Annotated in this window: 16 protein-coding genes; 6 read left to right on the forward strand and 10 right to left on the reverse strand. The window is 66.6% G+C overall.

The genetic code is table 11. The features are described 5' to 3' along the window. Positions 1-28: 28 nt before the first annotated feature. Positions 29-1,303, reverse strand: coding sequence for a NupC/NupG family nucleoside CNT transporter (locus ASE70_RS04080; protein WP_056400166.1), 1,275 nt, complete (start codon positions 1,301-1,303; stop codon positions 29-31). 131 nt (positions 1,304-1,434) lie between these two features. Here ASE70_RS04080 and ASE70_RS04085 point away from each other — a divergent pair, with 131 nt between their 5' ends. The 3 genes from ASE70_RS04085 to ASE70_RS04095 all read left to right on the forward strand — a co-directional run bounded on the left by ASE70_RS04085 (position 1,435) and on the right by ASE70_RS04095 (position 3,832). Beyond that, the gene (locus tag ASE70_RS04085) at positions 1,435-2,106 is read left to right on the forward strand and encodes a queuosine precursor transporter (RefSeq protein WP_156347392.1); all 672 of its coding nucleotides are present in this window, start codon (positions 1,435-1,437) and stop codon (positions 2,104-2,106) included. Between the two features lie 431 nt (positions 2,107-2,537). Then, positions 2,538-3,434: an acetylglutamate kinase gene (gene argB / locus ASE70_RS04090; protein ID WP_055996602.1), complete on the forward strand. Its 897-nt coding sequence runs from the start codon at positions 2,538-2,540 to the stop codon at positions 3,432-3,434. A gap of 95 nt (positions 3,435-3,529) precedes the next feature. After that, complete coding sequence (locus ASE70_RS04095; protein ID WP_056501636.1) at positions 3,530-3,832, forward strand: YggT family protein; 303 nt, start codon at positions 3,530-3,532, stop codon at positions 3,830-3,832. Here ASE70_RS04095 and ASE70_RS04100 read toward each other — a convergent pair. From ASE70_RS04100 to ASE70_RS04110, 3 genes are all read right to left on the reverse strand, one after another. Next, positions 3,829-4,029, reverse strand: a complete 201-nt coding sequence (locus ASE70_RS04100) for a helix-turn-helix transcriptional regulator (protein ID WP_056501639.1) — start codon at positions 4,027-4,029, stop codon at positions 3,829-3,831. The genes ASE70_RS04095 and ASE70_RS04100 overlap by 4 nt on opposite strands. Next, complete coding sequence (locus tag ASE70_RS04105) at positions 4,022-4,435, reverse strand: hypothetical protein (protein WP_056501643.1); 414 nt, start codon at positions 4,433-4,435, stop codon at positions 4,022-4,024. Before ASE70_RS04105 ends, ASE70_RS04100 begins: the two co-directional genes overlap by 8 nt. A gap of 65 nt (positions 4,436-4,500) precedes the next feature. Next, entirely contained in the window at positions 4,501-5,370 is an 870-nt protein-coding gene (locus tag ASE70_RS04110; RefSeq protein WP_056501646.1) for a 3-hydroxyacyl-CoA dehydrogenase NAD-binding domain-containing protein, read from the reverse strand. A gap of 87 nt (positions 5,371-5,457) precedes the next feature. On the opposite strand from ASE70_RS04110, the gene ASE70_RS04115 reads away from it, so the two are divergent. Next, positions 5,458-6,519, forward strand: coding sequence for a DUF1176 domain-containing protein (locus ASE70_RS04115; RefSeq protein ID WP_056501649.1), 1,062 nt, complete (start codon positions 5,458-5,460; stop codon positions 6,517-6,519). Positions 6,520-6,602: 83 nt separating this feature from the next. Here the strand turns inward: ASE70_RS04115 and ASE70_RS04120 are convergent, their stop codons facing one another. The 6 genes from ASE70_RS04120 to gluQRS are packed head-to-tail and all read right to left on the reverse strand — an operon-like array spanning position 6,603 to position 11,383. Then, positions 6,603-7,442, reverse strand: a complete 840-nt coding sequence (locus ASE70_RS04120; protein WP_235519582.1) for an endonuclease/exonuclease/phosphatase family protein — start codon at positions 7,440-7,442, stop codon at positions 6,603-6,605. Continuing rightward, positions 7,439-8,410, reverse strand: a complete 972-nt coding sequence (egtD, locus tag ASE70_RS04125; RefSeq protein WP_056501652.1) for an L-histidine N(alpha)-methyltransferase — start codon at positions 8,408-8,410, stop codon at positions 7,439-7,441. The genes ASE70_RS04120 and egtD overlap by 4 nt, the downstream gene beginning before the upstream one ends. Next, positions 8,410-9,666, reverse strand: a complete 1,257-nt coding sequence (egtB, locus tag ASE70_RS04130; protein ID WP_056501656.1) for an ergothioneine biosynthesis protein EgtB — start codon at positions 9,664-9,666, stop codon at positions 8,410-8,412. Before egtB ends, egtD begins: the two co-directional genes overlap by 1 nt. Positions 9,667-9,675: 9 nt before the next feature. Further along, a complete protein-coding gene (locus ASE70_RS04135; protein ID WP_056501659.1) occupies positions 9,676-10,242 on the reverse strand; it encodes a cob(I)yrinic acid a,c-diamide adenosyltransferase in 567 nt (188 codons plus the stop codon). Positions 10,243-10,246: 4 nt separating this feature from the next. Beyond that, positions 10,247-10,474, reverse strand: a complete 228-nt coding sequence (locus ASE70_RS04140) for a twin transmembrane helix small protein (RefSeq protein ID WP_056501661.1) — start codon at positions 10,472-10,474, stop codon at positions 10,247-10,249. 9 nt (positions 10,475-10,483) lie between these two features. After that, positions 10,484-11,383, reverse strand: a complete 900-nt coding sequence (gene gluQRS, locus ASE70_RS04145; protein ID WP_056501714.1) for a tRNA glutamyl-Q(34) synthetase GluQRS — start codon at positions 11,381-11,383, stop codon at positions 10,484-10,486. Between the two features lie 56 nt (positions 11,384-11,439). On the opposite strand from gluQRS, the gene ASE70_RS04150 reads away from it, so the two are divergent. Then, positions 11,440-12,006: an HNH endonuclease gene (locus tag ASE70_RS04150; RefSeq protein ID WP_055996628.1), complete on the forward strand. Its 567-nt coding sequence runs from the start codon at positions 11,440-11,442 to the stop codon at positions 12,004-12,006. Continuing rightward, complete coding sequence (locus ASE70_RS04155; protein ID WP_156355965.1) at positions 12,003-12,449, forward strand: DUF3291 domain-containing protein; 447 nt, start codon at positions 12,003-12,005, stop codon at positions 12,447-12,449. Before ASE70_RS04150 ends, ASE70_RS04155 begins: the two co-directional genes overlap by 4 nt. Positions 12,450-12,654 lie beyond the last annotated feature (205 nt).

The following is a 12,654-nucleotide window of genomic DNA, read 5'->3' on the forward strand; positions in this document are numbered from 1 at the left end:
GTTGACGCGGCGGGTCACCGCCGCCTTTTCAAGCGAGTAGCAGCCCCGCCAGCGCCGCCGACATCAGATTCGCGAGACTGCCGGCGATCAAGGCGCGGATGCCGAGCCGCGCGATCATCGGCCGCTGATTGGGCGCGAGGCTGCCGGTCACCGCCATCTGGATCGCGATCGACGAGAAATTGGCGAAGCCACACAAAGCGAAGGTGATGATCGCGATCGTCCGCGTCGACAATTGTCCGCCCGCTTCCCCGAGCGAGATATAGGCGACGAATTCGTTCAGCACGACCTTCTGCCCGAACAGGCCGCCCGCGATGCCCGCTTCGTTCCACGGCACGTTCAGCAGGAACATCAGCGGCGCGAAGACATAGCCGAGCAACCGCTGGAAGCTCAGGTCGGCGATCCCGAACCAGTTGCCGACCCCGCCGAGCAGACCGTTGGCCAGCGCCACCAAAGCGACGAACGCCAGCACCATCGCGCCGACCGCCACCGCCAGCTTCACGCCGGTTTGCGCCCCCTGTGCCGCCGCCATGATGATGTTGGCCGGGCGCTCTTCGTCATGCGTCGCCTCTGCCAGCGCGATCGAATCCGCCTCGCGCCCGATCCGGTCGGCATCGCCCAGCGGCAATTCCCCGGCGGGTGGCTCGGGCGTGTCGGGCATGATGATCTTGGCCATCAGGATGCCGCCGGGTGCCGCCATGAAGCTGGCCGCCAGCAGGAAATCGATGCGGATGCCCATCGATGCGTAGGCCGCCAGGATCGTGCCGGCGACGCCCGCCATGCCGCTGGTCATCACCGTGAACAGCTGCGCCGGGGTCAGCCCCGCCAGATAGGGCCGGATGACCAGCGGCGATTCGCTCTGTCCGACGAAGATATTGGCGGCGGCGCACAGCGACTCGACCTTGCTGACGCCGATCACCTTTTCGATGCCGCCGCCGATCCAGCGGACCACCAGCTGCATGATGCCCAGATAATAGAGGATCGACACCAGCGAGGCGAAGAAGATGATGACCGGCAGGGCGGCGATCGCGAAGCTGGTCCCGCCGATTTCCGGCCGCGCCAACGGGCCGAACAGGAACGACGTCCCGGCATTGGCATAGGCGAGCAGGTTGGCGACGCCCCCCGACAGGAACCCCAGCACGCCCTTCCCCCATGGCGTGTAGAGCACCAGCACCGCGATCCCCACCTGCAACGCGAACGCCGCACCGACCACGCGCAACCGGATCGCGCGGCGGTTGGTCGATAACGCAAAGGCGATGCCGAGGATCACGACGATGCCGGCGATGCCGATGAGGAAACGTGTCATGTAAGCGAAGTACCCTGCCCCGCCGCCCGCCCGGACGGCCCCAAACCGTCGCGATATGCCATGCCGGTGTCGCGGGGGCCAGCGGTGACAAACGCTTTTGCCATCGGCAGTTTTCGGGACTAGCAAGGGCCATGACGACACCTGCAACGACGATACCTGCAACGCCAGCGCCGGCGACGATCACCATACCCCGCGCGCTGTTCATCTTTTCGATCTTCTACGGCGGCATGGTCTGCATCGCCGGGGTGCTCGGCAACAAGCAGGTCGCGATCGGCCCGCTGGCGGTGGAGGCGGGCATCTTCGCCTTCCTGCTGCTGGTCGTGGTGTCCAGCGCGGTCGCCGAACTGTACGGCGCGTCGCGCGCGAAGCATCTGGTCTGGTTCGGGTTCCTGCCGCTGCTGGCGTCGATGCTGCTGGTCGCGATCGTCCTCGAACTGCCCGCCGCCCCCAGCATGGAGGCTGACCGGCTCGCCGCCTTCGACCTCGTCATGCGCTCCAACCTGCGCATCTGGATGGCGGGTATCGTCGCGTACGGCGTGTCGCAGACGCTGAACGTCACCATCTTCGGCTGGCTGAAGCGCGGGCGGGGCAAGCTCCTCTGGCTGCGCGCAGCGATCGCCAGCGTCCTGTCGCAAATCGTCGACACGCTGATCTTCATCTCGGTCGCCTTTTACGGCGTGTTCCCGATCGGGCAGCTGGTCGTCGGGCAGATGCTGGCCAAGGTCACGTTGTCGATCGTCCTCGTCCCGCCGCTGATCTACGCGTTCGTCGCATTGGGACGGCGGCTGGATCGGGAGAGGTAAAGGAATTCGGTTTCACGGGAAGGCGCGGAGACGCGAAGAAGTGGTTTTGGTTTCGCGCAGAGGCGCAAAGAACGCAAAGGGTTTGTGGGGCAGGCAGGGTCAGCCTGTCATGCAAAGCGTTGGGGGAGCTACCCGCCACCCGCCTGCTGGTACGACCCAACGACAATCATTGCAGATCGAAACGACCACCCCATCGTCGCCCCGGACCTGATCCGGGGCCCCGCTTCTACTTCTTCAGCGGCAGAATAGAAGCGGGACACCGGATCAAGTCCGGGGTGACGTAGCATCTGGCTGCCACGAGAACGCCAGTTGCCGCCCCTCTGCGCCCTTTGCGCATCTGCGCGAAAACCCACTTCCTTCTCCACCCCTCCGTTCCTCCACGTGAACCCAACTTCTTCCCTCTTCCGCACGACCCCGCTAAAGGCGCGGTCATGACCCACGCTCCCGATCCGAAGATGCTCGCCAAGGCGGAAACGCTGACCGAGGCGCTGCCGTATCTGCAACGATATGCCGGCCGCACCTTCGTGGTGAAATATGGCGGGCACGCGATGGGCGATCCCGAACTGGCGCGCGATTTCGCCGAGGATGTCGTGCTGCTCAAGCAGGTCGGCATCAACCCGGTCGTGGTCCATGGCGGCGGGCCGCAGATCGGGGCGATGCTCAAGCGGCTGGGCGTCGAATCGCGGTTCGTCGATGGCCTGCGGGTCACCGATGCGGCGACGGCCGAGGTCGCGGAAATGGTGCTGGCGGGCAAGATCAACAAGGAAATCGTCGCGTGGATCGCGCAGGCCGGCGGCAAAGCGGTCGGCATTTCCGGCAAGGACGCCCGGCTGGTCACCGCCGAAAAGGTCGGACGCAGCGAACCCGATCGGTCGCAGGGGATCGAACGCCATGTCGATCTGGGCTTCGTCGGCACGCCGGTCGCGGTCGACCCGACCATTCTCCACAGTCTGGCACGCGACGGCTTCATCCCCGTCGTCGCACCGGTGGCGCTGGGGGCCGATGGCGAGACCTACAACATCAACGCCGACACCATGGCCGGGGCCATTGCGGGCGCGATGGGCGCGTCGCGCTTCTTCCTGCTGACCGATGTCGCGGGCGTGCTCGACAAGACCGGCGAATTGCTGAGCGACCTCAACCCCGCCCGCATCGCCGAGCTGAAGGCCGACGGCACGATCAAGGGCGGGATGATCCCGAAGGTCGAGACCTGCGTCAACGCGGTCGCGCAGGGCGTCGATGCCGCCGTCATCCTCGACGGGCGCGTGCCGCACGCCATGCTGCTCGAAATCTTTACCGAACAGGGTGCAGGAACGCTGGTCCGCGCCTGAAACGGGACCGGATCGCGCCGCGATCCGACCGCTGAAGGCTTGGAGCCGGGCGCGCGCGTCCCTATAGTCGAGAACCATTCGCGAAAGGCCAAGCGTTGAACGTCCTGCTCGATATCATTCAGGTGCTGCTGAACGTTCTGTGGTGGATCATCGTCGTGCAGGCGATCCTGTCGATCCTGATCTCGTTCAACGTCATCAACACCCATAACGACTTCATCCGCTCGCTGTATCGCGGGCTGATGACCGCGACCGAGCCGGTCTATCGTCCGATCCGGAAGATCCTTCCCGATTTCGGCGCGCTCGACTTCGCGCCGTTCGTGGTGCTGGTGCTGATCGGCATCCTGCAGGGCATCGTCCTGCCCGCGATCGCGCGCAACACCGGGGCGCTGTTCATCTAACCCTTTGCCGGGCTGACGAAGACCGCCTCGATCGGCAGCCCGAACAGTTCGGCGATGCGAAAGGCCAGCGGCAGCGACGGGTCGTAGCGGCCCGTCTCGATGGCGTTGACGCTTTGCCGCGACACGTCGAGTCGCTCGGCCAGATGCTGCTGCGACCAGCCCCGCTCGGCGCGCAGCGCCTTCAGATGGTTATCCACGCGCGCGTTCCCGGAACGCCGCGATCCCCCGGATGCAGACGGCCAACCCGATCGCGCCGAACCAGATCGTCGCGGCAAAATAGCCCTGCACATGGCCGATCAGCCCGAACCCTTCGAGGAAGCCCATCGCCGTCATGATTGACAGCGTGACCCCGGTCGCGATCAGTTGATCCCGGACCATTTGCGCGCGCAGATATTCGTCGCGCATCTCGACCAGCAACCGACCGATCACCACGAACACCAGCGCGATCGGCACCGCCGGCAGGATCGCGGCGAACCATGCCAGCGCGCCGGTGGGCGGACTGTAGCGGAACCACAGATTCACTCCCACCAGCGCGACACCATAGAGCATCATGACGACGGTCAGGCGGGCGGTGTAGCGCTTGATCTCAGACGGGACAGGCATGTCAGCATCCTCCACTGTTGTGAAGGACGCTTTACATGACAAGCTCGCTTTACGTCAAGCGTCCTTTACCTCGTCGGCACCGGCTCCTCGCCCGAATAATCGTAGAAGCCGCGCTTCACCTTCCGTCCGTACCAGCCGGCTTCGACATATTTGACCAGCAGCGGCGCGGGCCGGAACTTGGGATCGCCGGTCCCCTCGAACAGCACGCGCGTGATTTCAAGACAGGTGTCGAGCCCGATGAAATCGGCCAGCGTGAACGGCCCCATCGGGTGGTTGAGCCCGAGCTGGCACGCCGCATCGATATCCGAAATCGTCGCCACGCCCTCGCCCAGCGCGAAGCACGCTTCGTTCAGCATCGGCATCAGCACGCGGTTGACGATGAAGCCCGGCGCGTCATTGGCATGGACGATCCGCTTGTTCAGGCTCTGGCCGAACGCCTCGACCGCCGCGACCGTCGCGTCGCTGGTGGCAAGGCCGCGGATCAGCTCGATCAGCCCCATGACCGGTACCGGATTGAAGAAATGCACGCCCATGAACCGCGCCGGATCGGGCGCGGCCTGCGCCAGCCGGGTGATCGGGATCGACGAGGTATTGCTCGCAAGGATCGCCGTGTCCGACAGCGCCTTGCCCACGCTCTCGAAAATCTGCCGCTTCACCGCCTCGCGCTCGGTCGCCGCCTCGATCACCAGATCGCACGGACCCATCGCCGCCAGATCGCCTACGGCCTCGATCTGGCCGAGCGCGGCATCGGCATCGCCCTGTGCGATCTTTTCCTTGGCAACCGCCCGCGCCAGTTGCCTGGCGATGCCGTCCTTGCCGGCCTGCGCGCGGTCGACCGATACGTCCGACAGCAGCACGCGATAGCCCGCCTGCGCCGCGACCTGGGCGATCCCCGCCCCCATCTGGCCCGCGCCGATCACGCCAATCGTCTTCATCCTCAACGTCCTCTCGTTACGACTTTCGCGTCCTGAACGCGGGAATAGCGGGTTTCGGTCAGCGGTCCATGCCGGTATCGCACACCCATGCGCCGTTTCCTGCCCCTTGCCCTGCCGCTGCTGCTCCCCGCCTGCAATGCCGGCGCGCCGGTGCCCGAACCGACCGCGTCGCCGGTCGCCGCGCCCATGCCGCCGACCGACACCGCTGCCCGGCCCAGGCCGTTGCCGCTGAAGACCTTCGACGACTGGGCGGCGGGCTGCGACAATGGCGCGACCTGTCAGGCGGGATCGCTGGTCCCCGAAGAGGGCGACCCGCCGGCACTCACGCTGTCGATCGAGCGCGCCGCCGCCCCCGACGGCAGCTTCACGATCCGCCTGCGCGGCGAAGCCCCCGCCCTGCCGCTGACCGCGCAGGTCGATGGCGAAGCGGTCGCGCGCGGCGGGACGACGCACGACGATACGACCGAACTGACCGGCGAACCCGCCCTGGCCCTCGCCCGCAAACTGGCGAATGGCGGCACGGTCACCATCGTCGACGCCGCCGGCCGGGCGCTCGCCACGCTCCCGCTGAAGGGGGCCGCCGCCGCCCTGCGCTGGATCGACGCGCAACAGGGGCGCGACGGCACCACCGGCGCACTGGTCGCCAGGGGGCCACGTCCCGATACCCGCCCCGCCCCCGCGCTCCCGGGCGTCCGCGCGCCGGTGATCCGGGGCGAATCAGCATTGCTTGACCCGTTGCTAGTCACCCAGATGCGCGCGGCGGCGAAGTGCGATACCGACGACCTGCCCGACGCGACGACCAAACCGCTCGGCGACGGGCAGACGCTGGCGATCGTGCCCTGCACGGTCGGTGCCTATAACGTGCTGTCGGCGCTGTCGGTGGTGACGCGCGGGGCAGCGGTCCCGGCGACGTTCGACGCGCCGCCGGCCGGCGACGCGCCCGACGAACAGTCGCTGGTGTTCAATGCCGTCTTTGCCGACGGTATCCTCACCGCCGATGCGCGCGCGCGCGGGCTCGGCGACTGCGGCGTCAAGCAACGTTACGCATGGGACGGCAGCCGTTTCCGCCTGATCGAACAGCGCGAGATGGAGCAATGCCGCGGCAATATCGACTATATCCGCACCTGGACCGCGCGGCTGATCCGCTGACGATGACCCCTCTCCCGGCGGGAGAGGGAGGGAGCGGCGGAGCCGCGAAAGGGTGAGGGTGATGCGCTTCGAACGGAAGCACCCTACCGCGCCAACGTCACCACCACCGGATAATGATCCGAGGGAAACACGTCGCCCCGCCGCGTATCGATCGTCGTCGCCCGCTTCACCGCGAACCCCCGCGTGAAAATCCAGTCGATGCGGCGATCGGGCTTGCCGGTAAAGCCATAGAACGTCGCCTCGGGACCGGTCCGCACCGGTGCCGCGACCCACGCATCGCGCAACGCCTGCGCCATCCGGCGATAGGTCGGGGTGTCGGGCACGGTGTTGAAGTCGCCGGTCACCACCACCGGCAAATCTCCGGCGATCGCCGGGATGCGCGCCGCCAGCAGCGCCGCGCCCTTCTCGCGCGCCGCCTCGTCCTCGGCACGATAGGGCAGATGCGTGTTGAACATCGCGAAGCGTGTGCCGTCCTTCGCGCGAAACACCGCCCATGTCACCATGCGCGGCAGCGGGTGGCCCCAACTGATGCTGCCCGGCACTCCGGGCGTATCGGACAGCCAGAAATTACCCCAGCGTTCGACCTGCAACCGGTCAGCGCGATAGAAGATGCCCATATGCTCGTCATCGGGGCTTCCGGAGCCGCTGCGCCCGACCCCGATCCAGCGATAGCGCGGCAGGCGCGCGACGACGTCGTCCCCCTGCCGTTCGAACAGTTCCTGCGTCCCGATCACGTCCGGGCTGGCGCGGCGGATCGTCGCGGCGGTCAGGTCGCGGCGCAATTCCCATCGGTTCGCGCCGTCGTCGGGGGACGGCAGCCGGATGTTGAGGCTCATGACCGTCAGGTCGCGGGCCGATGCCGGCGCGACGACCGTCAGCATTGCCAGCAATGCCGCGACGATGCGGATCACTATGCGGATCACGGCGCGATCGGCATTGCCCTTGCTTCGGCGAGGATCACGCAGAACGTGCCGTCGCCACACCATTGTTGTACCGGAGTCCATCCGCCGCTGCGTAGCAAAAGCCGGGCGTCGCGGTCGCCATATTTATGGCTGTTCTCGGTGTGGATCGTCTCGCCCGCCTGCATCGCGAACGAACGGCCATCGACGGTGAAGGACACGTCGCGCGTAGCGCGCAGATGCATCTCGATCCGGGCGGCATCGTCGTTCCAGCGGGCTTCGTGCGCGAATGCCTCGACCGGGATCGTTCCCGCCAGCTCGCGGTTGATCCGGTCGAGCAGGTTCAGGTTGAACGCCGCCGTTACCCCCGCCGCGTCGTCATAGGCGGCGACCAGCGTGCCCTGATCCTTGATCCGGTCGATGCCGATCAAGAGCATCGCCCCCTCGCCCAGCCAGTCGCGCATCGCCCGCAGCAACGTGCCGGCGGCGAGCGGCTCCATATTGCCGATCGTCGATCCCGGAAAGAATCCCAGCTTCGGCATGTCCGCCACTTGCGGCGGAAGCGGCACGGGATGCATGAAATCAGCCTCGACCGGCAGCACCGGCAATCCGGGGAATTGGCTGGCAAGCACCGCTGACGACGAACGCAGGAAATCGCCCGAAATATCGATCGGGACATAGGCGGCCGGTTCGATGCAGTTGAGCACGATCGGCGTCTTCACCGACGAACCAGATCCGAACTCGACCACTGCAACGCCTTCGCCGACCGCCCCGACCAGTTCGGGGCAGATCGTCTTCAGTATCGCCGTTTCCGCGCGTGTCGGATAATATTCGGGCAGCGCGGTGATGTCCTCGAACAGTTCCGACCCCTTGCGGTCATAGAACCAGCGCGCCGGAATCGCCTTTTGCCCGAGCGTCAGCCCGGCCAGTACGTCGGCACGAAAGGCGGGATCGGCACGGGTCGCCATCGGCACATCGTCGCTACGCAGCATCACAGGTCCTTTGCGAGCCGGACGCCGGTAAATTGCCAGCGCTGGTGAGGGTAGAAGAAATTGCGGTAGGAGGCGCGCGCATGACCACGCGGCGTGGCGCACGAGCTCCCGCGCAACACGAACTGCCCGCTCATGAACTTACCGTTATATTCGCCGACCGCGCCATCGACCGTGCGAAAGCGCGGATAGGGGCGGTACGCGCTGCCGGTCCATTGCCACACGTCCCCGAAAAAGGCCGGTCCGCCGGTCGACGGGCGCGGTTCGACGGCATGGGCATGGTCCAGCTGGTTGCCGCCCGCCGGGTCATGGCGCGCGGCGGCGACCTCCCATTCGAATTCGGTCGGTAGTCGCGCCCCGGCCCAGGTCGCATAGGCATCGGCTTCGAAAAAGCTGACATGCGTCACCGGCGCGGCCGGATCGATCGCGCGCCGTCCATCGAGGCCGAAGCGGGTCCAGACCTCCCCCTTGCGCTCCCAATATAGCGGTGCCTCGATCCGGTTGGCCTGTACCCATGCCCAGCCATCGGCCAGCCACAGCCGCGCATCGGCATAGCCGCCATCGGCGATGAACGCGGCCCATTCGCCATTGGTGACGGTGCGGTCGGCAATCGCGTGGCGGTGGAGCAGCACGTCGTGGCGCGGCCCTTCGCAATCGAACGCAAAGCCGCTGCCGTCATGCCCGACCTGGGCGATGCCGCCGCCATGCTCGATCCAGCCGGTCGGTGCCGGCATCGCCACCGGGCGCTTCGGCTCGGGCGCGAACATCGCCGGTTCCAGCGGGTTTTCGCTGAAATGATGGAGGATATCGGTCAGCAGCAATTCCTGATGCTGCTCTTCATGGTTGCAGCCGAGCGCCACCAGTTGCTGCGCTTCGTCGGGCAGATCGGGCAGCGCCGCCAGCAGCGCGGCATCGACCGCCGCGCGATAGGCGCGCACTTCGTCGAGGCTGGGGCGCGTCACCATGCCGCGCCGTCCGCGCGCATGACGCCGACCCTCGGCCTCGTAATAGCTGTTGAACAGGAACGGGAAGCGTTCGTCGTGCAGCGTATAGCCCGGCACGTGATCGCGCAGGACGAAGGTTTCGAAGAACCACGTGGTGTGCGCCAGATGCCATTTGGCGGGGGACGCATCGTCCATCGACTGCACGGTCGCATCGGCGTCGGACAGTGGCGAGGTCAGCGCATCGGTGAGCGCACGAACCCTGGCATATCGGGATACGAGCGCCTGGTCGGGCAGGTTGACCGGTGTCGCTCGCATGGAAAGCTCCTATGCCGGCTGGTGATCCCCGCCTGGCACCCACAAAACGTCCCCGCCGCCGCTTTGGTTCACCCATCGGGCGTACACGAACAGCAAATCTGACAAGCGATTGATATAGGCTAATAAATTATGGTTTAGGTCCGCTCCGTACGAAGCGGCCACGACCGCCCGCTCGGCCCGTCGGACGATCGCCCGCGCCAGATGCAGTGCCGCCCCCGCCGCCGTCCCGCCGGGTAGGATGAAACTGGTCAACGGCGACAGATCGGCGTTCATCCGGTCGATCGCCTCTTCCAGCGCCGTCACCTGCCCCGGCACGATGCGCAGCGCGCCAGCAATACCCGGCGGCGTGGCCAGGTCCGCGCCGAAGTCGAACAGGTCGTTCTGCACCCTGCGCAACAGCGCGCCTTCCTGACCGGTGCCCAGCGCGACCGCCGCGACGCCGATTGCCGAATTGGCTTCGTCGACATCGCCGATCGCCTGCATCACCGCCGCGTCCTTGGCGACGCGCGATCCGTCGACCAAGCCGGTGGTCCCGGCATCGCCGGTGCGGGTGTAAATCTTGTTCAGCTTGACCACGGCGTCAGGTGCGCCCGGACATGAACAGCAGAACAACGACGATCAGGATCGCGACCGCCTGAAACAACACCCGCGCCTGCATCATCTTGTTCGATTTCAGCGCCTGTTCGCTCGGCCCCTCGCCGCGCGCGGTGGCGGTTCCTTCGGCAAGGAACGATACGATGCCGCGGATCAGCGCGACGACGACCGCGATCATCGCCGCGATCAGCAACAGGACCAGAAAGGTGTTCATGTATCCAAGCTAAGCATTCGCCAGCGCGAATCCAGTGGGAAGTCGCCCGTCGCGCAGATCGTCGGCCAGCGCCCGCCCGTCGATGCCGCCGTCGCGCAGCGCCGCCAGCGTCGGCGCGCCGTTGCGCTTGGCCAGCCGCTGCCCGTCGGGACCCAGCAGCAGCGGGTGATGCCGCCAAACGGGCACGGGCAGGTCGAGCAGCGCCTGCAACAACCGGTGAACATGCGTCGCCGCGAACAGGTCGATCCCGCGCACGACATGCGTCACGCCCTGCGCGGCGTCATCGACGGTGACCGCCAGATGATAGCTGGTCCCAGCATCCTTGCGCGCCAGCACCACGTCGCCCTGTGCCAGCGGATCGGCGCTTACCCGCCCGGCAAGCTCATCGATCCAGTCGAGCGGCCCGGCCAGCGCCACCGCCTGCGCCATGTCGATCCGCCACGCATGCGGCTCCCCCAGCCGCGCCGCCGCGACGTCCGCAGGGATCGCCCGGCACGTCCCCGGATAGACGACACCATCGACGCCATGCGGTGCCGACGCGCTCGCCGCAACCTCGCGCGCGATATCGGCGCGGGTACAGAAACAGGGATAGACCAGTTCCAGCGCCCGCAACCGGTCGAGCGCGGCGCGATACAGCGCCATCCGCGCCGACTGGAACACCACCTCCCCGTCGCAATGCAGCCCGAGCCATTCGAGATCGGCCAATATCCCCGCAACATGCTCGGGCCGGCTGCGCCCGCCATCGATATCCTCGATCCGCAGCAGCCACCGCCCGCCATCCCGGCGCGCGCGATCGTGCGATTCGATCGCGGCCAGTGCATGGCCGGCATGGAGTGCCCCCGTGGGACTCGGCGCAAAGCGGGTGACGACCCTGCCCGTTTGACTTTCGGCATTGCCCCGTGCTGTCATGTGCCCGTCATCGTTGCCGATCATATCGGCGACGACGTTTACGCGAGGGGGACTTCATGTACCATCCCGATCGCCTCCGCCATCCCGATGGCTGTCCCGCGCTGGTGCTCAACGCGGACTATACGCCGTTGAGCTATTATCCGCTCAGCGTCTGGCCATGGCAGACTGCGGTAAAGGCCGTGTTTCTCGACCGGGTCGACATCGTCGCCCAATATGACCGCGAAGTGTGCAGCCCGACCGCGCGCATCAAATTGCCGTCGGTCATCGCGCTCAAACAATATGTGAAGCCGTCCGAATTTCCGGCCTTCACCCGCTTCAACCTGTTCCTGCGCGACCGGTTCAGCTGCCAATATTGTGGCGCGACGCATGACCTGACCTTCGACCATGTGATTCCCCGCGCACAGGGCGGCCGGACGACGTGGGAGAACGTCGCCACTGCCTGCGCGCCGTGCAACCTGCGCAAGGGCGGGCGCACTCCGAAACAGGCGGCGATGCCGCTGCATGTCCGGCCGACCCGACCGACTAGCTGGCAGTTGCAGGAACAGGGCCGCCGCTTTCCACCCGGCCATCTGCACGAAACATGGCACGACTGGCTCTATTGGGATGTCGAGCTCGACGCGTGACCTTCATCAGCATCACCCGGCTGCGCATCCGCGCCGCGCGGTTTCTGCCGGCGTTCCTGATCGATACATGGCTGTCGATGCGGCAGGTCAAGCGCGCGGCGGGCTATCGCGGCGGCGCGCTGCTCGCCGATCGCGATCGCGCTTATTGGACGATGACCGCTTGGGACGACGCGGCGGCGATGCGCGCCTACATGACCTCGGGCGCGCACCGCCGGGCGATGCCGAAGCTGATGCGCTGGTGCGATCAGGCGAGCATAGCCCACTGGACGCAGGATGACGGTGCGCTGCCCGACTGGCACGAGGCCGATCGCCGGATGCGGGACGAAGGCCGCGTATCGAAGGTGCATCACCCGGCGGCAGGGCATGACCCGATGACGTTCCTGTCCCCACGCGTCACCGCCGGGCTTGACCTCTCACCTCGCCCCCCGTCTCCCCGGACTTGATCCGGGGCCCCGCTACTTCTGGACCGTCGCGAAAAGCGGGCCTCCCGGGTCAAGCCGGCACCGTTGCGCAACTCGTAAGCTTCGCCAAAAACGCACCGTACCCCCGCGCAGGCGGGGACTGTTTACACGAGGCGCGTTTTGGATTCTTCTGTGTTCCTTTGATTTGGACGGCGAGGACAGGATGCGTTGTCCAGCGTGCGAGGGG

Origin of the sequence: Sphingomonas sp. Leaf22, assembly GCF_001421715.1 — a bacterium.
Lineage (GTDB): Bacteria > Pseudomonadota > Alphaproteobacteria > Sphingomonadales > Sphingomonadaceae > Sphingomonas.

Bases quoted from the DNA above. Each gene is read 5' to 3' on its own strand.
- egtB (WP_056501656.1), bottom strand. From the start codon at position 9,666: ATGCGAGCGACACCGGTCAACCTGCCCGACCAGGCGCTCGTATCCCGA.
- gluQRS (WP_056501714.1), bottom strand. From the start codon at position 11,383: ATGACAGCACGGGGCAATGCCGAAAGTCAAACGGGCAGGGTCGTCACC.
- ASE70_RS04150 (WP_055996628.1), top strand. From the start codon at position 11,440: ATGTACCATCCCGATCGCCTCCGCCATCCCGATGGCTGTCCCGCGCTG.
- ASE70_RS04115 (WP_056501649.1), top strand. From the start codon at position 5,458: ATGCGCCGTTTCCTGCCCCTTGCCCTGCCGCTGCTGCTCCCCGCCTGC.
- argB (WP_055996602.1), top strand. From the start codon at position 2,538: ATGACCCACGCTCCCGATCCGAAGATGCTCGCCAAGGCGGAAACGCTG.
- ASE70_RS04105 (WP_056501643.1), bottom strand. From the start codon at position 4,435: ATGCCTGTCCCGTCTGAGATCAAGCGCTACACCGCCCGCCTGACCGTC.
- ASE70_RS04140 (WP_056501661.1), bottom strand. From the start codon at position 10,474: ATGAACACCTTTCTGGTCCTGTTGCTGATCGCGGCGATGATCGCGGTC.
- ASE70_RS04085 (WP_156347392.1), top strand. From the start codon at position 1,435: ATGACGACACCTGCAACGACGATACCTGCAACGCCAGCGCCGGCGACG.
- ASE70_RS04110 (WP_056501646.1), bottom strand. From the start codon at position 5,370: ATGAAGACGATTGGCGTGATCGGCGCGGGCCAGATGGGGGCGGGGATC.
- egtD (WP_056501652.1), bottom strand. From the start codon at position 8,410: ATGCTGCGTAGCGACGATGTGCCGATGGCGACCCGTGCCGATCCCGCC.
- ASE70_RS04080 (WP_056400166.1), bottom strand. From the start codon at position 1,303: ATGACACGTTTCCTCATCGGCATCGCCGGCATCGTCGTGATCCTCGGC.